Annotated in this window: 16 protein-coding genes, 4 tRNA genes and 1 pseudogene; 7 read left to right on the top strand and 14 right to left on the bottom strand. The window is 44.4% G+C overall.

All coding sequences use genetic code 11. The features are described from left to right. Positions 1-410 (top strand): annotated as a pseudogene (locus Q4B82_RS03160) (excinuclease ABC subunit UvrA); the annotation flags it as partial. A gap of 424 nt (positions 411-834) precedes the next feature. On the opposite strand, the gene tadA reads toward Q4B82_RS03160, so the two are convergent. From tadA to Q4B82_RS03125, 7 genes are all read right to left on the bottom strand, one after another. Beyond that, on the bottom strand, positions 835-1,548 hold the full coding sequence (gene tadA / locus Q4B82_RS03155; RefSeq protein ID WP_303064981.1) for a tRNA adenosine(34) deaminase TadA: 714 nt from the start codon (positions 1,546-1,548) through the stop codon (positions 835-837). Positions 1,549-2,136: 588 nt separating this feature from the next. Further along, a tRNA-His gene (locus tag Q4B82_RS03150) sits at positions 2,137-2,213 on the bottom strand. Between the two features lie 17 nt (positions 2,214-2,230). Beyond that, positions 2,231-2,307: transfer RNA gene (locus Q4B82_RS03145), tRNA-Arg, on the bottom strand. Positions 2,308-2,338: 31 nt separating this feature from the next. Then, a tRNA-Pro gene (locus Q4B82_RS03140) sits at positions 2,339-2,416 on the bottom strand. Positions 2,417-2,514: 98 nt separating this feature from the next. Beyond that, positions 2,515-3,702, bottom strand: coding sequence for a 1-deoxy-D-xylulose-5-phosphate reductoisomerase (gene ispC / locus Q4B82_RS03135; RefSeq protein ID WP_303064980.1), 1,188 nt, complete (start codon positions 3,700-3,702; stop codon positions 2,515-2,517). 270 nt (positions 3,703-3,972) lie between these two features. Continuing rightward, the gene (gene pcnB, locus Q4B82_RS03130) at positions 3,973-5,289 is read right to left on the bottom strand and encodes a polynucleotide adenylyltransferase PcnB (protein WP_303064979.1); all 1,317 of its coding nucleotides are present in this window, start codon (positions 5,287-5,289) and stop codon (positions 3,973-3,975) included. A gap of 529 nt (positions 5,290-5,818) precedes the next feature. Beyond that, on the bottom strand, positions 5,819-6,130 hold the full coding sequence (locus Q4B82_RS03125; protein ID WP_303064978.1) for a hypothetical protein: 312 nt from the start codon (positions 6,128-6,130) through the stop codon (positions 5,819-5,821). Between the two features lie 376 nt (positions 6,131-6,506). Between Q4B82_RS03125 and Q4B82_RS03120 the strand changes: the two genes are divergently transcribed. Then, positions 6,507-6,986, top strand: coding sequence for a peptidylprolyl isomerase (locus Q4B82_RS03120; RefSeq protein ID WP_303064977.1), 480 nt, complete (start codon positions 6,507-6,509; stop codon positions 6,984-6,986). Positions 6,987-7,643: 657 nt separating this feature from the next. Next, positions 7,644-8,981 carry an NADP-specific glutamate dehydrogenase gene (gene gdhA / locus Q4B82_RS03115; RefSeq protein WP_303064976.1) on the top strand — a complete coding sequence of 446 codons (1,338 nt, stop codon included), beginning with the start codon at positions 7,644-7,646 and terminating at the stop codon, positions 8,979-8,981. Positions 8,982-9,221: 240 nt separating this feature from the next. Here gdhA and ftsX read toward each other — a convergent pair whose 3' ends face one another. Both ftsX and Q4B82_RS03105 read right to left on the bottom strand, forming a co-directional pair. Then, a complete protein-coding gene (gene ftsX, locus Q4B82_RS03110) occupies positions 9,222-10,133 on the bottom strand; it encodes a permease-like cell division protein FtsX (protein ID WP_303064975.1) in 912 nt (303 codons plus the stop codon). Continuing rightward, positions 10,130-10,783, bottom strand: a complete 654-nt coding sequence (locus tag Q4B82_RS03105) for a cell division ATP-binding protein FtsE (RefSeq protein WP_303064982.1) — start codon at positions 10,781-10,783, stop codon at positions 10,130-10,132. Before Q4B82_RS03105 ends, ftsX begins: the two co-directional genes overlap by 4 nt. 153 nt (positions 10,784-10,936) lie before the next feature. On the opposite strand from Q4B82_RS03105, the gene Q4B82_RS03100 reads away from it, so the two are divergent. Both Q4B82_RS03100 and Q4B82_RS03095 read left to right on the top strand, forming a co-directional pair. Beyond that, positions 10,937-11,027 (top strand) — tRNA-Ser (locus Q4B82_RS03100). 665 nt (positions 11,028-11,692) lie between these two features. Next, complete coding sequence (locus Q4B82_RS03095) at positions 11,693-15,166, top strand: PilC/PilY family type IV pilus protein (protein ID WP_303064974.1); 3,474 nt, start codon at positions 11,693-11,695, stop codon at positions 15,164-15,166. Positions 15,167-15,343: 177 nt separating this feature from the next. Here Q4B82_RS03095 and xerD read toward each other — a convergent pair whose 3' ends face one another. The 5 genes from xerD to Q4B82_RS03070 all read right to left on the bottom strand — a co-directional run bounded on the left by xerD (position 15,344) and on the right by Q4B82_RS03070 (position 20,533). After that, positions 15,344-16,219 carry a site-specific tyrosine recombinase XerD gene (gene xerD / locus Q4B82_RS03090; RefSeq protein WP_303064973.1) on the bottom strand — a complete coding sequence of 292 codons (876 nt, stop codon included), beginning with the start codon at positions 16,217-16,219 and terminating at the stop codon, positions 15,344-15,346. A 266-nt stretch (positions 16,220-16,485) separates the two neighbouring features. Continuing rightward, positions 16,486-17,343: an RnfABCDGE type electron transport complex subunit B gene (locus Q4B82_RS03085; protein WP_303064972.1), complete on the bottom strand. Its 858-nt coding sequence runs from the start codon at positions 17,341-17,343 to the stop codon at positions 16,486-16,488. Then, positions 17,340-18,371 carry a 4-hydroxythreonine-4-phosphate dehydrogenase PdxA gene (gene pdxA, locus Q4B82_RS03080; RefSeq protein ID WP_303064971.1) on the bottom strand — a complete coding sequence of 344 codons (1,032 nt, stop codon included), beginning with the start codon at positions 18,369-18,371 and terminating at the stop codon, positions 17,340-17,342. Before pdxA ends, Q4B82_RS03085 begins: the two co-directional genes overlap by 4 nt. Beyond that, on the bottom strand, positions 18,368-19,567 hold the full coding sequence (locus Q4B82_RS03075) for a YihY family inner membrane protein (protein WP_303064970.1): 1,200 nt from the start codon (positions 19,565-19,567) through the stop codon (positions 18,368-18,370). Before Q4B82_RS03075 ends, pdxA begins: the two co-directional genes overlap by 4 nt. A gap of 12 nt (positions 19,568-19,579) precedes the next feature. Continuing rightward, positions 19,580-20,533, bottom strand: a complete 954-nt coding sequence (locus Q4B82_RS03070; RefSeq protein ID WP_303064969.1) for a LysR substrate-binding domain-containing protein — start codon at positions 20,531-20,533, stop codon at positions 19,580-19,582. Positions 20,534-20,876: 343 nt separating this feature from the next. On the opposite strand from Q4B82_RS03070, the gene Q4B82_RS03065 reads away from it, so the two are divergent. Next, on the top strand, positions 20,877-21,539 hold the full coding sequence (locus Q4B82_RS03065) for an OmpA family protein (protein WP_303064968.1): 663 nt from the start codon (positions 20,877-20,879) through the stop codon (positions 21,537-21,539). Positions 21,540-21,815: 276 nt separating this feature from the next. Next, complete coding sequence (grxC, locus tag Q4B82_RS03060; protein WP_303064967.1) at positions 21,816-22,082, top strand: glutaredoxin 3; 267 nt, start codon at positions 21,816-21,818, stop codon at positions 22,080-22,082. The last annotated feature ends 18 nt before the right edge of the window (positions 22,083-22,100 follow it).

Here is a 22,100-nt window from a genome sequence, read left to right as displayed (position 1 = left end):
TATCGCGCAAATTGCAAACGCTGATGGACGTGGGTTTGGGCTACATTCGTTTGGGGCAATCCGCCACGACTTTGTCGGGTGGCGAGGCACAGCGCGTGAAATTGGCGTTGGAATTGTCCAAACGCGACACAGGGCGCACTTTGTATATTTTGGATGAACCGACCACAGGTTTGCATTTTGCCGACATCGCTTTATTGTTGGAAGTGATTCAACGATTGAAAGGCAAAGGCAATTCCATTGTGATTATTGAGCATAATTTAGATGTGATTAAAACGGCAGATTGGATTGTGGATTTGGGGCTGGAAGGTGGCGCTGGGGGCGGCACGATTTTGGTTTCAGGCAGCCCTGAACAGGTGGCGAAACACAAAACGAGTCATACGGCTAAATATTTGAAAATGGTTTTGAAATAAAAGACTTCAGCTGCCTGAAAGCAAGAGGCTTGGCTTGTAAAACCAACAAATCCCTTCTCTAAATCAAGGGTGGGTGTTTAAACTATCTACTTTCTCTTTATTAATCAATATGATTGGTGTAAAAAATCGTGGCAGTTGTACTGTGTTTTACACCAATCATTGATTTTCATCATCTTTATGATTAAACCCATGACCGACCTTGAATACGACTGGGATGAAGTGGAGACTGTTTTTTGGTAGTGCTTGACGCTGTTTCTTCTGGATAATGGGTGTTTTGGGAAGGAGTAGGATTTCAGTGTGATGGAAAGCTTGCACAAAAGAGTTACATCACCGAGACTTGATATCGAGCCAACGCCGAAGGTATAGAAAAGCCTGAAAATATATGGTTGTCTCATTGTCTGATTTTAATTTAAAACCCAATGCATCAACGTCTTGATTGGAAAAAGTCCTGCAAAATCTGCCTTGCTTCGTCCGCCAACACACCACCCAAAATTGCGGTGTGGGCGTTCATATTTTTCATCGTAAACACATTTAACACACTGCCTGCCGCGCCCATTTTCGGTTCATTTGCGGCAAAAATCACGCGCTGTACACGCGCTTGTAAGATTGCGCTGGCACACATCGCACACGGTTCCAGTGTGATGTACACATCGCAATCGTTCAGGCGGTAGTTTTGTAATACCTGACCCGCCTGCGCCAAAGCCAAAATTTCCGCGTGGTGGCTCACATTGTGCTGCGACACACACAAATTGTGGGCTTGTGCGATGATTGCTCCACCACGTACCACTACCGCACCAACAGGAATTTCCCCCAATCTAGCGGCTTGATGTGCTTGTTGCAAAGCGTGGCGCATGAAAAACGCCATTTCATCAGGTGGCGGAAACACCGCAACGGGGGGATAATTGCGTAATTTCGCCAACCAAAATGCGCGTTGTTCGGGCGACAAAGTATGTGGCGCAATGTTTTCTGCTATGCCTACCAGTTGCCAAAACGCACTTTGTGTAACACCATGAAGTGATTGTTTCAGTAACAAAAACGCGTGGCATGGATTGATTTGGCGCACATCATCGGCGTTGGCAATGCCTAAACTGGCCAAAGTTTGCGCAATTTTGGGGGCAAAAGGTGGTGTACTTAACATGATTTTCCTTGTTTTTCTCAAAACAGAGATTTATTAAACCCAGTTACATTATTATTTTGATAATTTTGAAAATATTGATGGTCGTTTTAACATGAATCAGACAAAGCAATGGTAATTGTTATGCAACGTGAATTTGGGATAATAAGTTTGAAAATGCCCTGAAAATAAATGGGTTTCATAGGCAAGGGGCTTGTACACACTATTTCTAGGCTGCCTGAAAATCAATCATTGGTACAGTAAGTGGTAGGCGGAAGCATTCATTATAAGATAAATTTATTTAAAACAAATGGTTATTTTGTTGTTCAGAGTTTGTGTATGACCTGCATATCACATGAAAATGCCGTATGATTTTATCGCTGTTCCAGCTTCTTATATGGGCTGTTGTTATGGTCGTTTCAAATACAAATCGTTACAGCAGTATCCCCTTATGTTCTGGGCGTATACGACACTTGTTGTTGATTTGTGTCCTATTTTAATTTGAAACAACCATATTGTCTTGTTTGATTTTAAATGATTGTATTTTAAATTGTATTGGAGATAAATGAAAAAACTGCATCGTTAAATGATAACGATGCAGTATTAAATGTGTGGGGTGGCAGATGGGGCTCGAACCCACGACCCTCGGAATCACAATCCGATGCTCTAACCAACTGAGCTACAGCCACCACAACAAGGAGAAAATTGGCACGCCCGACAGGAATCGAACCCGTAACCCCCGACTTAGAAGGTCGGTGCTCTATCCAGTTGAGCTACGGGCGCGTCTAAAAAAATCTGGCATGGAAAATTCAATTGGTCGGGGCGGTGGGATTCGAACTCACGACCCTCTGCTCCCAAAGCAGATGCGCTAACCGGGCTGCGCTACGCCCCGACTGAAAGATATAAACTATATGCGTTGTTGGTGTTTTTGTCAATCCGTTTTTGTCAATTATGGAGACAGTTTTATTTTTAATATTGATTTTATTGTGTTTATTTGTTTCTTAGGCTGCCTGAAAATACGTTGGCGGTTTGGCGTGTGGCATTATCCAAAGCCAACAGTTCATCAATAGTATGGCATGGACTACTTGAAATGTGTTGCGCCAAGCTGTGTTCCACCACGTGGGCGATGTCGGTAAAACGGATTGCGCCATCTAAAAATTGGGCAACGGCGATTTCATTGGCGGCATTTAAAATACAGGCTGCATTACCACCTACGCGTAGGACATCATAGGCGAGCTTTAAACAGGGAAAACGGGCAAAATCGGGTTGGGTAAATGTGAGTGCGGATAATTGTGTGAAGTCTAATGGGTTTACGCCTGATTGAATGCGTTCAGGCAGCCCCAAGCAGTAGGCAATGGGTGTTCGCATATCGGCTTGTCCCATTTGTGCCAGTACCGAGCCATCGTTGTAGCGCACCATGCTGTGTATCACGGATTGAGGGTGTATGATGACTTCCAGTTTTTCTGGCGGACAGTTAAATAGCCAATGTGCTTCAATGAGTTCCAAACCTTTGTTCATCATGGTTGCGGAATCTACCGAGATTTTGCGTCCCATATTCCAGTTGGGGTGTTTGATGGCTTGTGCAGGTGTGATGTGGGGCAGTTCGTGTAAATTGGTGTGTAAAAAAGGACCGCCTGATGCGGTTAAAATCAGGGATTGTATGCCGTGTGTGTTGAGGCTGCCTGAAAAATCGTGGGGCAAAACTTGGAAAATGGCGTTGTGTTCGCTGTCTATGGGCAAGATTTTTGCGCCATTTTTTTGTGCGGTTTGCATGAATAGGCTGCCTGAAACCACCAGTGTTTCTTTGTTGGCGAGGTAGATGGTTTTACCTGATTGCGCGGCGGCAAAAGCGGAGGGCAAACCTGCTGCACCGACAATCGCACACATTACGCCTGTTACTTCGCTGGCACAGGCTACGTCAATCAGGGCTTGTTTGCCATATAGAACTTGGGTTGGGCTACCTGAAAATTGTAACAGTTGTTGCAATTGGCGAGCGTGTTGTTCATCGGCAACAACGGCGTATTGAGGGCTGAAAGTGGCACATTGTTCGGCTAATTTTTGGACTTGGGTGTGTCCTGCTAATGCGAAAATACGGAAGTGGTCGGGGTGGCGAGCGACAACGTCCAGCGTGGAAATACCGATGCTGCCTGTACTGCCGAGTAGGGTTAGGGTTTGCATGATTGAGTGGGATTAAAAAGTAAAGCGAGGATTATAGCGCAAAGGTTTCAGGCAGCCTTATGGTGTGTGATGATTTTTAGAAACATATTTTGTGGATATTTATGGTCGCAGAATTGAAAAAATACTGTGGCATTGCCAACGCCTTTATGTACGAGATGTACATGGCTCTTGTTGTCGCCTTGTATTGCATTTTCACTTCTACGGCTGTGCACACTAAATGGGTGTGTACCTTGCAAAAATATTTTAGGCTGCCTGAAAATGTAAAGGGATTTATTCGCTGTGTGTTTTTTTCTTGCGTGGTTTGTGGCGGCGTTTTTTGTTGTTGGGTTTGGCGATAGCAGGGGCTTGTTCTGTCATGCTTTGACGTACGCTGTCGTTGGCGTATTGAAATTGTGTCCACCATTGGGCGCATTCTTGCACACTTTCATCGTGTTGAGCACGCAATAACAGGAAATCGTAGGCAGCACGAAATCGGGGATGGGTGAGTAAACGAAAGGGTCTGGCACCTCTGCGGTAAATGAATTGTGCTTGTAATGCCCAAATTTCGCGCATGGTGGCAGAAAAACGCTGTGGTACGCCCCAACCTTTTTCCAAGTCATTGCGTAAATGGGCTATGGCGGTGTTGATGGCGGCAGCAGGCGATTGTCCTTGTGTTTGTGCGTCTTGCCAACGGGTTTGCAATGGTGTCCATAAAAGTGCTGCCAAGATGAAGCCAACTGAAACGGATTTGTTTTCGCGCAAACGTTGGTCGGTTTGATGCAAGGCTTGTGCGCTGATATGTTGGTGTGGTGCATGTGCGGCGGTAAGCATGGCATTGAGCAGAGGGTGAATGTTGGCACTGATACCCAATGTGTGCAATTGTTTCAGGCAGCTTGTGGCATGACCAGAGAGTAGAATTTTCAATAATTCGTCAAATAAACGTGCCACAGGTTCTTGTTGCAACAGTTTGGCACAACAGGCTATCGGTGCAGCGGTCTGTGGCGCAATCGTGAAGCCGAGTTTGCCTGATAAACGTACAGCACGCAAAATGCGAACGGGGTCTTCTTGATAGCGTTCGGTTGGATTGCCAATTATGACCAACTGACGTGCTTGAATATCGGTAATACCATTGTGATAGTCAATGATTTCGCTGTTTTTTATGTCATAATACAATGTGTTACAAGTAAAATCACGGCGTAAGGCATCTTGGTCTATGTTGCCATAGGCATTGTCTTGCATGATGCGTCCATGCTGATTTTGGCGCACTTTGCCGCCACTGCGAAAGGTGCTGACTTCCACTGTTTCGCCACCCATCATCACATGCACAATTTGGAAACGGCGACCGATAATTCGACTGCGGCGGAAAAGTTGATGCACTTGTTCAGGTGTGGCATTGCTTGCGACATCAAAATCTTTTGGTTCAATGCCCAACAACATATCACGCACTGCACCGCCAACCAAATAGGCTTGAAAGCCTGCGCGATGCAGTTGGTTTAAAACTTCTTGTGCAGCGCGACTGGGAATGTGCAGTTGAATTGGGTGGCGCACGCATTCACCAGTTTGGGCAGGTTTGTGGGGCAGGATTTTTTCCAACCATTTTTTCAGCATGTTTTTCCTTTAAGTTAGGCTGCCTGAAAACCCGACTTTGCCCAATTTTCTGTTATCAAAAAACTCGGCAAAGGCGTTCAAGCAGAAAGTACAGTTATGTAAGAACCTGTATTCGTCAGATTGGTAGATGGGTTTTTATCGCAAAATAACGAAAATACAAAGAAATGGCTGCTATTGTGTTGTATCTGAATAATACACACTTTATTATAAGTCGTTTGAAATTAAAATACAGTACAGTATTACCCATTTCCTGATGTACGACTCGCCGACACCTTGTCCTAAATGTCGCAGAAGTGAAAATGCAATACCAATACAAGGCGGCAATGCCTACAGTGTACGAGAATGGCACATAAGAGTGTTGGCATATTGCAGTGCTTTTTCAATTTTGCGACTATAATTTATTTCAATTTGAAACGACCGTATTCTTATTTGCAATGATGAGGATACATCAATTAAAAATAATAGGGCTGAATACCTTGTATTCAGCCCCAAAGCTCATTCAGCCAACAGGCTGCCTGAAAGATGCCTCTTATTTAGACAAAGCAGATGCTGCGCTGGCAGCTACGTCTGATACTTTTTCAGCAGCAGAAGCCATGCCTGATTTCATGTCGGCAGCCACTTCTGATGCTGCTTCTTTGATTTCAGTAACCGTAGAAGCACCGTTTGCTTGTGCAGCAGAAGCCACAGATGCAGCCGCAGCGTCAATTTGTGCAGAAGCAGAAGCTGCAGAAGCTTGAACAGCAGAAGCCGCAGAAGCAACGGCTTGTTGGGTTTTGGTTTCGCCGCCGCAAGCTGCGACAAACAAAGATAACAGAGCGGCAACAGCCAATGATTTTTTCATGATTACAGTACCTTGTAATAAAACTAAATGATAGTTGTGATGTATGAATAAAATGATGTTATGGTATTCATTGAAGCATGGAAATGATGATTACTTCAATAAACATAGCCCCAATTTAGGGACAGCCAACTATTATGACTGAAATATAATTCCCTTGCAATGAGTGCATTTATTGTTAATCGTACTTTTATTTCAAAATAAAACAACATCATGATTCTTATTTGAAAAAAGTTCAATTATTTTGGATTTTGAACGGAATGGTGATGTTGTAAGTAAGGCTGTTCATGGTTCAAATAAGGACTTTTCGCGTTTCAGGCAGCCTGTGTTATACTGCATAATCCGAAATAAACCACAACTTAACATGAAAGGCAAAGCCATGAGCATTCAAAAAAATTCCGTTGTTACCTTGCATTATGAAATGTACGATGCCGACAACAATCTCATTGATAAAACCGTTGAACCAATTGCCTATTTGCATGGTGGTTACGATGGCATTTTCCCTTTGGTAGAAGAAGCATTGCATGGCAAGAATGTGGGCGATGTGGTGGACATAACCATGCAACCCGATGATGCGTTTGGTGAACAAGACCCTGAACTGGTGCGCGTTGAAGATGTGAAAGTGTTTCCTGTTGAAGTTGAACCAGGCATGATGTTTGAAGCAGATGACCCTGAACACGGTGGTGTAATCATTTATCGCGTAACTGAAGTGGCTGACGGTAAAGCGGTGGTTGATGGCAATCATCCTTTGGCAGGTATGAAAATCCGTTTTAAAGGCACGGTAAGCGAAGTGCGCGATGCGACTGCCGAAGAATTGGCACACGGTCATGTTCACGGCCCACATGGACATCATCATTAAGCCGTCAAGCAGCACATAGAAATAACGGTCAAATTATTTTCAGGCAGCCTATTATTAAACAGGCTGCCTGAAAACATTTTATTGCACAAAGCATTCAGAACCTGTATTCACAATTTCAATAGCTTGCTTTTATCGCCACTTCATGCGCCTACTGTGTTGGCTTTTTACGCCGATATGTTCAATATTGGCATGAAAATCCGCCTTGTGTTCTCAAGAATTTAAATAAAATCAATCTATTGAGATTATGAATACAGGTTCTCAAAATCACATCAAGACAATCTCTATTTTAGAAGCGGTATTCACCGTCTTGTATATTTAAGGCAAACTTGTGGGATAGGAAAAATTTCAAATTAGTTTTGTTGTGGGGTAGTGTTTATCCCCATTGTTACACAATGATGATGGTATGGTCGTTTTAAATAAGAATAATACAGACAGTTACTTTGTCTTGATTCTGATTTAAAACGACTATATTTTATTTAAAATCAGTTAAATATAAAAAAATACCATTTAAAAGAGACAAAATACTGTTCAAATGCTTGGAAAAAATATAGACTGCGTGTTGTGTAATCAAGCAACAAAATAAAATCATCGTTTTTATAATTTGAAACTAAATTACAATATTATCCAACTCGCTTTATCTTTTTAAGGAGCATTATGATGACCGACTTAAACCAAATTTTCCAAACCATCAAACAGCGCGATCCTAATCAAACTGTTTTTCATCAAGCAGTTGAGGAGGTTTTTGGTAGTTTGCAAACTTTTTTGGTTAAAAACACCAAATACGCACAACAAGGTTTATTGGAACGCATTGTTGAGCCTGAACGTGTAATTATGTTTCGTGTATCTTGGGTAGATGATAAAGGTCAAGTACAAGTGAACCGCGGTTATCGTGTGCAAATGTCCTCTGCCATTGGTCCATACAAAGGTGGTTTGCGTTTTCACCCCACTGTGGATTTGGGGGTGTTGAAATTCTTGGCGTTTGAACAAGTGTTTAAAAATGCTTTGACCACATTGCCTATGGGCGGTGGCAAAGGCGGTTCAGATTTTGACCCTAAAGGCAAATCTGATGCCGAAGTGATGCGCTTTTGCCAAGCATTCATGAGCGAATTGTACCGCCACATTGGTGCGGACACAGACGTTCCTGCTGGCGATATTGGCGTGGGCGGTCGCGAAATCGGTTTCTTGTTCGGTCAGTACAAAAAATTGTCCAACCAATTTACTTCTGTTTTAACAGGTAAAGGTTTGGTGTATGGCGGCAGCTTGATTCGTCCCGAAGCCACAGGTTATGGCACGGTTTATTTTGCCGAACACATGCTGAAAACCAAAGGCAAATCGTTTGCAGGACAACGCGTTGTCATTTCAGGCAGCGGCAATGTGGCGCAATATGCAGCTGAAAAAGCCATTCAGTTGGGTGCAAAAGTTTTGACTGTTTCCGATTCCAATGGCTTTGTTAAATTTGCCGATAGCGGTATGACCGAAGCGCAATTGGCAGCATTGATTGAATTGAAAGAAGTGCGCCGTGAGCGGTTGTCCGTTTATGCCAAAGAGCAAGGCATTGAATATTTTGCCGACCAAAAACCATGGGGCGTGCCTTGCGACATCGCCTTGCCTTGTGCCACTCAAAATGAATTGGACGGCAATGATGCGGCAACTTTGTTGAAAAACGGCTGTTTCTGTGTTGCCGAAGGTGCAAATATGCCATCAACTTTGGAAGCGGTGGAAGCTTTTGTGAAGGCGCAAATTCTGTATGCACCTGGCAAAGCGTCTAATGCTGGCGGTGTGGCAACTTCGGGCTTGGAAATGAGTCAAAATGCCATTCGCTTATCGTGGTCACGCGAAGAAGTGGACGCACGTTTGGCTGGCATCATGGAAAATATCCATGAAAACTGTGTGGCAAACGGCACAGAAAACGGCTTTACCAACTATGTAAATGGCGCAAACATTGCAGGCTTCAAAAAGGTGGCTGATGCGATGCTGGCGCAAGGTGTGGTGTAGTCATTTGATTGGTTTAATAAAAAGGCTGCCTGAAAACGTTTTAACGTTTTCAGGCAGCCTGACCTTTGCAAAGCCCGCTTTCAAACTGACGTAGGGGCGGATTTCATACCCGTTCCTTTTTCAATTTATTGATAAAAATGAGTGTTTCTGCAAGTAAACACGGAATATGAAATCTATCTCCGCAGCAATACTTATGAACAAAGGTTTTTAGTGTGTAAAAGGCTGCCTGAAAATGTTTGCTCAATGTTTGGCTCGGAAACTGAGCAAATGCTGTTGCGTGGCAATCCATGCCCCACCGATGCCCAGCAAACACACCACCACCAACACCAATCCCATTTCCCACGCATAAAAAGTACGCCATTGCAAAGTCAAACCATAAGGTTGAAAAATCTGATTCACCAAAGGTTGCGTGGCTTGCATTGCGTAGGACGACAGCATTAAACTGATGCCAGCCGATAATACACTCTGCCAAGCTGCCTGATACAAAAATGGACGGCGCACAAACGAAGATGGTGCGCCCAGAAGTTTGGTAATTTCAATTTCTTCCTTGTGGCTCAAAATTTGCAAACGAATGGTATTGTGTGCCACTAGTACAAACGCCACACCCAAAGTCATCGCCAAGAACCAAAAAACATGCTGAACAAACTGATTGAATTGCCACAAAGTTTGCATCCACTCACGGTCAATTTGCGTGCTTTCCACCATAGGATAAGCCGCTAAATCCGTTTCCAACTGTGCGATTGCCGCAGGTGCGCTGGCAACAGGCGTAACAATAAACGCATCAGGCAAAGGATTTTCGTCTAACATGGACACAATATCCTGCGAACCAATCGCCTCCTGCATTTCCGCCAAACCTTCGTCCTTGCCCATAAATTGCGCTTCTTTCACACGACCATCGGCAGACAACAATTTACGCACCGCTTCTGCTGCATTTGCATCAGCATTCAACTCCATATAAAGCGTGATTTGCGGTACTTCACTCAACTTATCCCACACCGATTTACTGCTCTGTACACCCAAATACAAAATCAAAGGCAAAGTCATCGCAATTGCCAACATCGTCAAAATCAACAAAGTGGCGACAGGCTGCCTGAAAAAATACACCGCAGCACGGCGACAGCTTTCCCAATGCAAAGAAAGATAATGCTTCATGATGCAAACCTACCTTGTTGTAAACGCAAAATCCGATGCCCATAATTCTGCATCAAAGTCTCATCGTGCGCCGAAATAATCACCGTTGTTCCCGCTTCGTGGAAAGTTTTAAACAACTCCATAATATCCAAAGCATTAGCGCGATCAAGATTTGCAGAAGGCTCGTCTGCCAGCAACACAATTGGCTGATGCACCACCGCCCGAGCAATACACAAACGCTGCTGTTCGCCGCCCGACAAACCGCGAGGGTCAGCCTTGTCCCTGCCACCCAAGCCCACTTTCTCCAAAGCCATCAATGCCCGTTTTTCCGCTGTTTTGCGGTCATAACCAATAATCCGTAAAGGCAACAGTACATTTTGCAACACATTGCGGTCGAATAAAATCTTATGGTCTTGAAACACAATCCCAATATTTTGACGAAAATAACACAGTTGCGACTCGCTCGCCTCATTCAAAGAATTGCGATTAATCAAAATTTTACCACTCGTAGGCTTCGTAATCCCAGCGATTAACTTCAACACCGTAGATTTCCCAGCGCCCGAATGCCCAGCAATAAAAATCAACTCCCCTTTCTCAATCACAAAGCTCACATTCTTCAAAGCCTGAAACCCACCAGGGTAAGTTTTGCCAACCGATTCAAAACGTATCATGATGTTATCCAAAAAATCAAAAACCGCGTGATTATACGCGATTTTCATATTAAAAACGCGTACAGGCTGCCTGAAAACCCATGCCCATTTTTTCAGGCAGCCAAACCCTTGCCCACGTTCTTCAACTGCTTTATAATCTGCATTCTTTTTCATAGAGAGGTGGATGAGTGGTTTAAGTCGCACGCCTGGAAAGCGTGTATGCGTGAATAGCGCATCGAGGGTTCGAATCCCTTCCTCTCTGCCAAATGCCATTAACCCGTCTTCAAACATTTTTGAAGACGGGTTAAGTTTTGTAATATGGTAACCCTCTTGAATACAGCCATTTTTTCAGTTCTATGACCATAAAGTGCCAATAAATCCGTTTTGCCCTGTAAGGGTAGAACACAATTGTAGGGTGGGCGTTGGTACCCACCACTTCCCCCATGCACAGGCGGGATAGAGGTCAGATTACAGGCTGCCTGAAATCATGATGGTGGGGGTGTAACACCCATTCTGCGCAAGTCATTTATTTTTATGATGTTTGTTGTTTTCTTATCCCAAATTCGCGTTACCCATTGAAACATGACATAAAAACAGCCGTTTTTTGTCAGTATTTCACAAGTTGCCTGAAAAGCCCCATGCTGATAAAAAGCAGAGTGTGGTATATTTGTAAGACAAAATCAAATCAAGTCATAAATTTTTGTAAAAAAGCACACAATGGATTGAGAATTGCTGTAAAAATCCCATAAACCATAAATATCATATTTTGCAGTTATACGGAGAATAGGGCGATTGGGGAGATGTTTCACGCACCAATTCAAGAACTCAAATTTGGGTGCGTGATAACAAAATATGAAGCACAAAAGAAAATGAAATATTGCAGTACCATTAATCAATATTAACAATGAATAAAAAGAAAAGGATACGGTTATGAATTTATCCCGTTCTGCTCAAAAAAACAGTTTGCGTGTGAAACCCAAAACCGTGGTTTTGCTCACGCTGGCATCTTTATCGGTTTTGTCGCAAGCGGCAATTAATCCCAACGGTCCCTTTGCCGATACCCCATTGCATTTGCAGTCCAAATCAGAGACCCAAAGCAGTGCTGGGGTTAAACCCAATGTGGTATTGCAAATTGACGATTCGGGTTCGATGGCAGGTTGGGTATCCAGCGCTGGTAAAAATCGAATGGAAGTTACCAAAAAAGCGTTACTAAATTTGGTACAAAATCCCGAATACAAAAATGCCGTAAACTGGAACATGATTACTTTGTGTAATACAGATGGCTCCTTAACCAATAAACCCAAGGTTTACAGCAACAACAACTCATGGCGTTTCGGTCTAGATGTGGATACCGATATTTTGCCCGCCATTAACTCTTTATATGCCCATTGTGGCACGCCTTCCACTGGGCGATATATGGACTCGGTGTATCTTTTGCGTGCCGCTTTGGATACACCCGGTACATACCGTTGCCAGAAAAGCTATGTGGTCATTTTTTCGGACGGTGAGCCTTACGACTATTTATATCAGATGCAAGGTAATGAGACAGCTGGCTTTCTCCCTCCTCAACAAGTGCTTCTTAACTATTCAGGCTCAATGGTTCCAAATCCTGCTTTTGCAAGCCAAACCCATGCAAGTCAATCTGAACCCTATCGGTTTAAGATGGTACCCGATGCCAATCGGCCAGGTGGTGCGGGTTTAAGCAATTATAGGGCAGCAAAACTACAATTTGTTCACCCATCTGGCCTTTGGAATTCAACTTTACGCAACTGGTACGATCACAACTTAATTTCAAATTTCTTGGCTGATTCAGTTTTTTACAATGACTTAAAAACAAGCGGTGTTGATGCGGCAGGTAAACGCTGGAACGGTGAAGACGATGACCCATCATTACCAGCCGACCACCCTAATCGCAAACAAGTCATTTCCACATTTGCAATCGGTTTTGGTTTGAATTCCGCATATTTGGCCAATGCTTCTACCGCAAACAACTATCAAGCATTTAACGCCAATGACGCAGCATCGTTAAATAATGCTTTTAGCAAGATTTTTGACCAAATTAATGCCGAAAACAAATCCGAACCGCCTTCATCTTTCTCCAGCATTTCGCCCACACTCTCTGGCGATGATGTGGATATCAAAGTGCCTGCTTTGGCGGCAGCCGTACGCTTGGACGTGAAATCAGGCAGCAGCGAAGTGCGTTTTTATGATGTGGTCAGAAGCGGTAAACAAACCAAAGTTTTGGATACCTATAAAACCCCTTTGTTTGCTTCGCGTAGAGTGATTGTGAACACAGGTGAAAACCAAAATCAGTGGTTAGACAGTTTTTCAGGCAGCCAAGCGAATAATGCGTTTTTTGGTATTCCCCATAACGGTCAGAACAATAATGAATGGAAAAACGCGATGATTCCTTGGATTATGCGCAATAAAGCGGATAATCACAGCGATTTAACCAGTGCCAGCAATGCTTTGAAATACCGTGTTCGTAGCACCAGCAACCCCAATGCCCGTGATATGGGCGATGTGATTGCTGCGCCCATTCATTCTTACGGTCCGCAGAAAAACGGTCGCCAGCAATTTTTCATTACGGCAGCGAACGATGGTTTGGTGTATTTGTTTGAAAGCAGCGCGAGCAAAACCAATCCGTATGAGCTGAAAGTGAACTACATGCCTGCGATGATGGAGCGTGAATCTGCTACGGATACCATGGCAAAACATTTTGCCGATATTGTATCGCCTGATTATGTGGTTAAACCCGAAGTGGCACCGCATCGTTATATGGTAAATGGTGGTATGGTAATTCGCACCACCGAGAAAAACCCACGCTTCCCTCAACGTCATTTCTTGGCAGGCAATATGGGGCAGGGTGGTCGCGGTACTTACGCGCTGAATTTGGGTGGTAAAGATACGAAACAGCAGCCTGTGGGTTTGGACGCAACAAATTGGTTGAGCAGCGTACCTTTGTTTGAAACGCAAAAAGGTGTTAATAATGTAATGGGCTACACGATTGGCGCACCGCAAATCGGTCGCTTGGCACAAAATCGCACTTTGGCTGCTGATTTTAAAATGAATGTAGATTTAACTGATGTGCGTTATGCTACATTCATTGGCAGTGGTACGCGCAAGGCAGATAAGGTAACACACCAATCAGGCGGTGAAGTGATTGATAACACTGAAGCGGCTTTGTATATTTACCATGCTTTGGGTGGTGAGAATGTGGGTGTGCCTGTGAAAAGTGGCGCACAGCCTGTTAATTCAATGAAAGCAGGGGAATTGATGAGCAAAATCCCTGTTCCCAATGCGGGAAACAATCGCGGTGGTTTGATGCAGCCAACTTTGGTGGACATGGATTTTGATGGTGCGATTGATATTGCTTATGCGGCTGATTATCGCGGTGGTTTGTATCGCTTTGATTTCCGTAAGGGTTATACGGTATCAGGTGGTGGTAGCGGTTTGCATACAGGTACATCGGGGGTATCGGTTAAGAAAATTTTCCAAGCGCAAAATAAACAGATTGTTACCAGCGCACCTGCGATTTATCGCCGTGCCGATAACAAATACGTTGTGATTTTTGGTACAGGCAGTGATTTGTATCAAAGTGATTTGGAAAACAAAGATGTGCAATCGGTTTACGGGATTTATGATGATTTGACCATTGAAAATCCTGCGGAAGTGCAGTTGTCGCAACTGTTGAAGCAAGACATGGGTGGTTCCGTTACACAAGGTACGGTGCAAACGCGTACTTTGAGCAATAAACCATTTGAAGAGAGTACACATAAAGGCTGGTATTTTGATTTGCCTGCGGGCGAACGCGTGGTAGTTAAACCTGATTTGTTATTGAAAACCGTGATTTTTACCACACGCAGCTATTCAGCTTCAAAAAGCGGTTCAGGCAGCAGCGGTTTACCAACAGGCAGCGTTGACCCTTGTATTGCCAGTAGCTCCACTTTGCAAAGTAAGGGTGAATCTTGGTTGATGCAGGTTAAATCTGACACAGGTGGCAATTTAACCAAAGATGATGTGGCAGAATATGCCTATATTGATTATTTGAATCAGAATACGGGTGCGGCTACGAAATACCGTCCTGATGTCATGTATGCGGGTTATAAATCCATTGGTGGTGGTATTTTGACTTATGTTTTGTCTTTGGGCGGCAACAATGCTGATGCGATTGGCAATGTAGGCAATGCCTATACCACAAGTGGCGATGCAGGTGGCACAGGTACCGACCCAGCCTTAACACCAGGCGGTAAGAAAGTGCGTCAATGTCTTTCAGGCAGCAACCACAGTATTTTCTTGTCGGACAGCGGTGCAAGTACAGGTGTAAACGATCCATTGTCTATTTATGGCAAGGCATGTGGTGGCGCATCATTAACCCGTTTGAGCTGGCGTGAAATTTTCTGATTTATAATCATATCAGTCTCAAATCAAAGGCTGCCTGAAAGGTTTCAGGCAGCCTTTTTGTGTATTGTATTTCTGTATTGACCGCTTTTTGTAGGGTGCGTACCACGCACCAGAATCATGGCAATTTCTTGAAACTGGGTGTGCGATACGCACAATACAAAGTATTCCAGCCCGATTTCAACGCGAACGTGGGTGAAACGCATCAACCACTTTTTTCAAACGTGCATCGGCAACATGGGTGTAAATCTGTGTGGTGGACAAATCCGAATGCCCCAATAGCATTTGCACCACGCGTAAATCTGCGCCATGATTGACCAAATGTGTGGCAAAAGCATGGCGCAAACCATGTGGGGACAAGCCTTGTATGCCCACCATTTGTGCGTATTTTGCCACAATTTGCCAAGCTAACTGGCGTGTCATACCCACGCGTTTTTGCGACACAAAAACCGCATCACAGCGCGCGCCTTTTAATAATTGTTCGCGTGCATCATGCAAATAGCGTTCCAGCCAATCCACAGCCACTTCGCCCATAGGCACAATTCGTTGTTTGCCTCCTTTGCCTATGGTATTGACCCTGTTGCGTTGCAAATCCACTTCGTGCAACTGTAAACCCACAGCTTCGCTGACACGCAAACCTGTGGCATACATCAGTTCCAGTAAAGCCTTATCGCGTAAACCATGTGGCGTATCAATATCGGGTGCAGCCAGCAGGGCTTCGGTTTGCGCTTCGGTAATTAAAGGTGGCAGAGTTTGAGCTTGCTTGCTGGTTTTGAGTTGGCGACAAGGGTTGTCTGTTCTCTGTTCGGTTTGTGCCAACCACAAATACAATTTCTTGACCGCCGCTAATGCGCGTGCTTGCGAGCGAGCTTGTTCGTCTGACACATAAATGACTTTGACCAAATCGTTTTCTTGCGCATTGAAAAAATCCAAATCCATTGCCGCCAAACGTGTTCCCACTTTTTCCAAATCGCGGCGGTATGCTGCCAAAGTGTTGTCGGCAAGGCGTTCTTGTAACCATAAATGGTCTATGAATTGTTCAATCAAATCGTGCATGGTTTAGGCTGTCTGAAATATTTTGTGTAGGGTGTGCGCCCTACAAAATGTGTTGAGTACGGTAAGATGAAATCAAATATCGTCATAGAATTGAAAAAGCAGCATGTTGTTGTCAACGACCTTATGTGTACTGCTGTATACGGCGGACGTTGTTGCCTTGTACTGTTTTTTACTTCGACAACCATAATTTTGAGCTGTTGTGCATGAATGTTTGACCTGCAAATGCCAAACGATTTTCAGGCAGCAGTCGTGTCAATGCGCCTTCATTATTTTGCAGCCAGTCTTGCCAGTTCTTTGGCTTCTTGTTCTTGCTTGTAACGGCGTAACCACTCAATTGCGGCGGCTTTTTCGCTTTCATTGCCGTATTGCGCTTGTTGTTGATAACGGCGGAATGTGGCACGGTTTTGTGCTTCTTTGATTTGGGTTTCACGGAAACTGTCGCGGTTGCTGGGTACGGCGCGTTCATTTTGTTGTGCTTGTGCGCGTGCTTTGGCTTGTGCGATAAGGGTGGCGGCATTGAGTGTTTGAGTGGGTGTGGCAATGTTTTTGTCTTTATCTGTTTTTTCGGTGGCAATACAGCGTTGTGTCGCCAGATGTTGAGCACGTTGTGCTGCCAGTGTGTCGAGACGATGTGTATGGTTTTGATAACGTTGCAAAGCGTGTTCGGCAGCAGCAAAGCGTTCAGATTGGGTGTTTTGCGCCAGATAACGTGCGCGTGGTAAATGTTCATCGGCAACAGGTTGCATATGAATGCAATCCACAGGGCAGGGGGCAACACATAAACCGCAACCTGTGCATTCATCGGCAATCACGGTGTGCATCAGTTTAGATGCACCCATAATTGCGTCAACAGGACAGGCGCGAATGCAGGCAGTACAGCCAATGCACACGGCTTCATCAATCCAAGCCAGCGCGTTTTGGTGACTTTGTGCGGGTGCGATTTCAGGCAGCCTTAATGCCTTTGCCAAATCGCGGATAACGTTTACACCGCCTGGCGCACATAAATTGATGTCGGCTTGACCTTGTGCCATCGCTTCAGCATAAGGCAGGCAGCCTGAAAAACCGCAGTCGCGGCATTGGGTTTGGGGTAGGAATTGGTTGAGTTGTTGGGCGGTTGGGTTCATGATGTTGATTTGTTTCGGGCAGCCTTGTTGTTGATCGACTGGGATTGTGCTTGTACCATCTCCCAAGCGGTTTGCACGGCGGTTTTCAGGCTGCCTGAATCGGCACGCCCTGTGCCTGCTAAATTGAATGCTGTGCCGTGATCGACTGATGTTCGGATAAAGGGTAAGCCCAGCGTGATGTTGACACCACCGCCAAAGCTGGCGTATTTGAGTATGGGTAGACCTTGGTCATGATAAGTAGCGAGTACAGCATCGGCATCTTGTAACATAAAGGGTTGAAATAGGGTGTCGGCAGGCAGGGGGTCGCTGATGTTGATGCCTTGTGCGCGTAAATTGGCAGAGGCTGGTTGCATAATGTCCAGTTCTTCGCGTCCAAGATAGCCGTTTTCGCCTGCGTGTGGATTCAGTCCTGCTAATAAGATGCGTGGTTGTGTGATGCCAAATTTGTGTTGTAAATCGTGGTGCAGAATTTGGGCAACGTTGTGTATCAATTCTGTTGTGATGGCTTTTGGCACATCGCGTAAGGGTAAGTGTGTGGTTAAGAGTGCCACACGTATACCGCCTCCTGCCAGCATCATAACCACTTGTGTCGTACCCGATTGTTCCGCCAAGTATTCGGTGTGTCCGCTGAAAAAGGGCAGACTGCCTGAATCGTTGATGAGTCCTTTGTGAACGGGAGCGGTAACCATGGCGGCAAATGTACCGTTTTGAATACCATGATGAGCGGTGTCCAATAATTCAAGCACATAAGCGGAATTGGTAGGGTTGCCTTGTCCTGCTTGGGCAGGTACACGTAAAGGTATGTGCCACACTTGTAGCGTGTTTTTTTCGGGTAAACAGGCTGCCTGAAAAGGTTGAATGTTGATGCTTTTGTTCAGCATTTGTGCACGTTGGCGTAAGAGTGTGATGTCGCCCAAAATCACGGGACGATAGGGCAGAGTGTGTGTTTGGGCAAGGTCAAGGCAGATGTCAGGACCGATGCCTGCGGGTTCGCCTGATGTGATGGCAAGTAGGGGGAGGGTGTTCATGAATGAGGGTGTTGATTAAGATGGTTATATAAATCCGCTAAACTGATGTTTAAATGTTGGATTTGTGGGTGTAATTTGGGCGGTAAGGTGTCGCCTGTTTGGTAAACCAGTTGCGTAAACAGTGTATTCAAATGTATGGATTCGGGCGCGGTTTTGAGCAACCAGCCTTTTTTACCGCGTTCTATGTAGTTGTAATCAGTCAAATCGTTGAGTAAATCGGCAAGTTGGTCGTAGCCCATCGCATGATGCTGTCTGAACGTGTGTTCGTGAACGGTTGTGCCTTGTTTATGTGCGGTATTTAAGCACAATAACAGCGCAATCGCATCATCAAAACGCAAACGGTTGCGTTCAGGCTGCCTGAATGCCGCACCACGCCAATAGGATAAACTGGCGGTAATGAGTGCACCTGTTAAAACAATCATCCACAAGATTTGTAGCCAAATTAAAAACACGGGAATGGCGGCAAATGCACCGTAAATCAGCTGATAACTGTTAAAATTGCGAATGTAAATCCCGAAGCCCCATTTGGCGGTTTCCAAGAAAATGGCGGTTATCAGTGCACCCAGTAAGGCGTGTTTCATGGAAACATGGCAATTTGGCACAAAGCGAAACAGAACAAAAAACACACCAATATCAAAACACAGTTGTCCTACAAGTTTCAGGCTGCCTGAAAAATGGGACAGTTGATTGAGTGTTTCCAAGCGCATGAAATACGCCGACAAACTGATGCTGAACCCCAATACTAAAGGTCCCAAGGTCAGCAACAACCAATAAGCAGGCAGCCTAACCCAAAATGAACATTGTTTCTGCACACGCCAGATGCGATTAAAGGTTTCGTCTATGGTTTGTACCAACATCAAAGACGTTACCACCATCATGATGATGCCAATGGAAGTGAGCCTGCCTGCTGCAGTTTTGAATTCGTCCAAATAATCAGCCACCACCGATGCGCCACTTGGCACAATATTGTTACGCACAAAATCCATGAATGCGCTGGTTACGTCGCCAAACACGGGGAACGCAGTAATCATCACCAGCATCACAGTCAGCAAAGGCACTAAAGCCAATAATGTGGTAAAAGTCAGGCTGCCTGCAACTTGTGGAACACCAACTTCCATAAAACGTTTGTAAATAAAAAGAACAAAACCAAAGGCAGGCTGGTGTTGTAAATGGCGCAAATATCGGGAAAACATCATGATAACTGCTGTCTAAATGGAAAAATCATCAGCCACAGGCGCATACAATAACTGCTCTACCCTTTGCGGTGTTAAATCAGGAGCCAAATGCCCAATGAAACCAGTCAGACAAGCACGCATCAAGGTATCGGTACGCAAAGCAATATGGCAATGTGAGGCTTCAAACAAATGTCGCACGTCCAAAATTTGCAATGAATCACAATGTGTTTGCGTTGCCACCGAGTCCAACAAAGCCACACCCAAGCCCAAACGTACATAATCTTTCAGTAATTCCGCATCAGTAGATGCAAATGTCAGATGCGGTATTGGCAAATTTGCTTTGGTAAAAGCTCGCGCAGCTGCTGTGCCTGCCTGAAAAACCGTACTGTCTGCCAATAAAGGCAAATCCGCGATGTCTTGCAAACGCAAATCTTGAGGCGAAGTTAAACCTGTTAAAGCGTGGTTTGGTTGCATCAATAAAGCATAGTGCCACGCACCACAGGGTAAACGGCGCAATACCTGCTTGTCATCAGGCAAATCCTGTCCCACAGCTAAATCTGCTTCGCCATTGCACACCATCTCAGTAATCTCCGTAGATGAACCCAATTTAATGTTGAGTATCACATCGGGATAGGCTGCCTGAAAAAAAGCCACCGTTTCAGGCAGCCTGTAACGCGCAAAAGAATGTGTGCTGGCAACCGTTAAAAAACCATCTTGCGTTCCCGCAAACTCGCTGCCCATGTTTTTGATTTTCTGCACATCACGCAAAATTTGTGCCGCTGTTTCCAAAACCGCTTCCCCAGCCTGCGTTACCGCCACAATCCGCTTGCCACTGCGAATAAAAATGGGTACACCCAATTCTTCTTCCAACATACGGATTTGCTTGGAAACACCAGGTTGAGAAGTAAACAAAGCATCAGCCGCTTCAGAGACGTTTAAATTACGGCGGTAAACCTCCACCGCATAGCGCAACTGCTGTAATTTCATGATGATTTATTTAAATTCAAAGTGTGGCTAATTTAACACAGCAAGCGACAGAAAGCAAAAATGCCAGCGGTAATAAACTGTTGTTTTTCTGCAACTCAATTTAGGGTATTTGCTTGTTTGGACGTAAAAATACATGACAAAGAACAACAACTTGGGCATGATGTCAATAGACAGTACGCGCGCTTGTTGGGCTGTCTATTGACAGTAGGGACACAATTTATTTATAGTGAGAAACTGTTAAATTTAGGTTTGCCCCGCGCTTTGCCGATAAGCTGCCTGAATCTCACGCATGGTGGGACACACAATCCGCCAATAAATCATTTTCTTGATGAGGGAACAATAAATGACTAAACAACTGAAAGTAAGCGCACTGATTGCCGCCCTGTTGGCTTCTGCTGGTGCAATGGCTCATGACAAACCTGGTTACACTATTAGCCAAGGTTCAGGTGAAGTAGTTCGCAATAACTATGGTGAATGTTGGCAAAACGCATTCTTGAACAAAGAAGCCAACGGTTTGGTTGAATGTGGTGATAAACAAGCAGAACAAGCTGTACAACCACAATATGAAACCGTTCGCGTTAGTGACAAGAAAACATTGAGTTCTGATTTCTTGTTTGGCTTTGATAAAGAAACTTTGCGTCCAGAAGCCATTGAAAAACTGAATGGTGTGGTAGCTGAATTGGCTGGAGCAGAAGTTGAAGCCGTTCGTGTGGAAGGTCATACCGACTTCATGGGTAGCGAAGCCTATAACCAAGCGCTGTCAGAGCGTCGTGCTAATGCTGTTGCACAATACCTGATTGGTCAAGGTGTGCCAGCACACAAAGTATCTACTGTGGGCTTGGGCGAAACACAAGCACGCATGACTGAATCTTGCCGAGCAGATGTTGCAAAATTGCCTCGTGCTAAAAAACGTGCAGCTCAAATCGCTTGTATTGAACCTGATCGTCGCGTAGATATTCAAATTCAGAAATTGATTACTCGCGAAGTTCAACAACGCGTGAACTGATATTTCCCCTAAATTTTATTTGGGTTTAATCAAAAAAAACCAGATTTGATATGTTCAAATCTGGTTTTTTTAAATAAATAAGTATTTTGCATCAATATATCGATATAGTCGTGAAAGTGAAAAAGCAGTACAAGGCGACAATGTCCGCAGTGTACCAAATCGTATATAAGGGCGTTGGCAACGCTGTACTGGTTTAAATTGAATTCATCATAAATTTGACAAAATAATAAAAAACAGATAAAACAGCACATTCTAATCAATTATCATCATCAAAGAATGAACCAAGTTACGATGTATACAGGACCTTATTGTCCTTATTGCACAATGGCAAAACAATTTCTCAAACAACTTGGCGTGCATGAAATCAAAGAAATTCGTGTGGACAGTGCCCCAGATGTTTATGCACAAATGCAACAATTAAGTGGTCAGCGCAGTGTACCGCAAATTTTTATTGGCAAAACACACGTTGGTGGCTTTACCGATATGTACGCCTTACATCAAAAAGGCGAATTGATGCCTTTACTGCAAACTGAAACAATTTAAATTTTTTCGTTCTGCCTG

The organism is Alysiella sp. (genome assembly GCF_030525755.1).
Taxonomy (GTDB): domain Bacteria; phylum Pseudomonadota; class Gammaproteobacteria; order Burkholderiales; family Neisseriaceae; genus Simonsiella.
The sequence above is the reverse complement of the archived record's forward strand: the minus strand, read 5'-3'. Positions and strand labels throughout refer to the sequence as shown.

Excerpts from the sequence above, each read along its gene's own strand:
- ftsX (WP_303064975.1), bottom strand. The coding sequence starts at position 10,133 with ATGAAGCATTATCTTTCTTTGCATTGGGAAAGCTGTCGCCGTGCTGCG.
- tadA (WP_303064981.1), bottom strand. The coding sequence starts at position 1,548 with ATGTTAAGTACACCACCTTTTGCCCCCAAAATTGCGCAAACTTTGGCC.
- ispC (WP_303064980.1), bottom strand. The coding sequence starts at position 3,702 with ATGCAAACCCTAACCCTACTCGGCAGTACAGGCAGCATCGGTATTTCC.
- Q4B82_RS03095 (WP_303064974.1), top strand. The coding sequence starts at position 11,693 with ATGAATTTATCCCGTTCTGCTCAAAAAAACAGTTTGCGTGTGAAACCC.
- Q4B82_RS03120 (WP_303064977.1), top strand. The coding sequence starts at position 6,507 with ATGAGCATTCAAAAAAATTCCGTTGTTACCTTGCATTATGAAATGTAC.
- xerD (WP_303064973.1), bottom strand. The coding sequence starts at position 16,219 with ATGCACGATTTGATTGAACAATTCATAGACCATTTATGGTTACAAGAA.
- grxC (WP_303064967.1), top strand. The coding sequence starts at position 21,816 with ATGAACCAAGTTACGATGTATACAGGACCTTATTGTCCTTATTGCACA.
- Q4B82_RS03065 (WP_303064968.1), top strand. The coding sequence starts at position 20,877 with ATGACTAAACAACTGAAAGTAAGCGCACTGATTGCCGCCCTGTTGGCT.
- Q4B82_RS03085 (WP_303064972.1), bottom strand. The coding sequence starts at position 17,343 with ATGAACCCAACCGCCCAACAACTCAACCAATTCCTACCCCAAACCCAA.
- pdxA (WP_303064971.1), bottom strand. The coding sequence starts at position 18,371 with ATGAACACCCTCCCCCTACTTGCCATCACATCAGGCGAACCCGCAGGC.
- Q4B82_RS03125 (WP_303064978.1), bottom strand. The coding sequence starts at position 6,130 with ATGAAAAAATCATTGGCTGTTGCCGCTCTGTTATCTTTGTTTGTCGCA.
- Q4B82_RS03075 (WP_303064970.1), bottom strand. The coding sequence starts at position 19,567 with ATGATGTTTTCCCGATATTTGCGCCATTTACAACACCAGCCTGCCTTT.
- pcnB (WP_303064979.1), bottom strand. The coding sequence starts at position 5,289 with ATGCTGAAAAAATGGTTGGAAAAAATCCTGCCCCACAAACCTGCCCAA.
- Q4B82_RS03070 (WP_303064969.1), bottom strand. The coding sequence starts at position 20,533 with ATGAAATTACAGCAGTTGCGCTATGCGGTGGAGGTTTACCGCCGTAAT.
- gdhA (WP_303064976.1), top strand. The coding sequence starts at position 7,644 with ATGACCGACTTAAACCAAATTTTCCAAACCATCAAACAGCGCGATCCT.
- Q4B82_RS03105 (WP_303064982.1), bottom strand. The coding sequence starts at position 10,783 with ATGATACGTTTTGAATCGGTTGGCAAAACTTACCCTGGTGGGTTTCAG.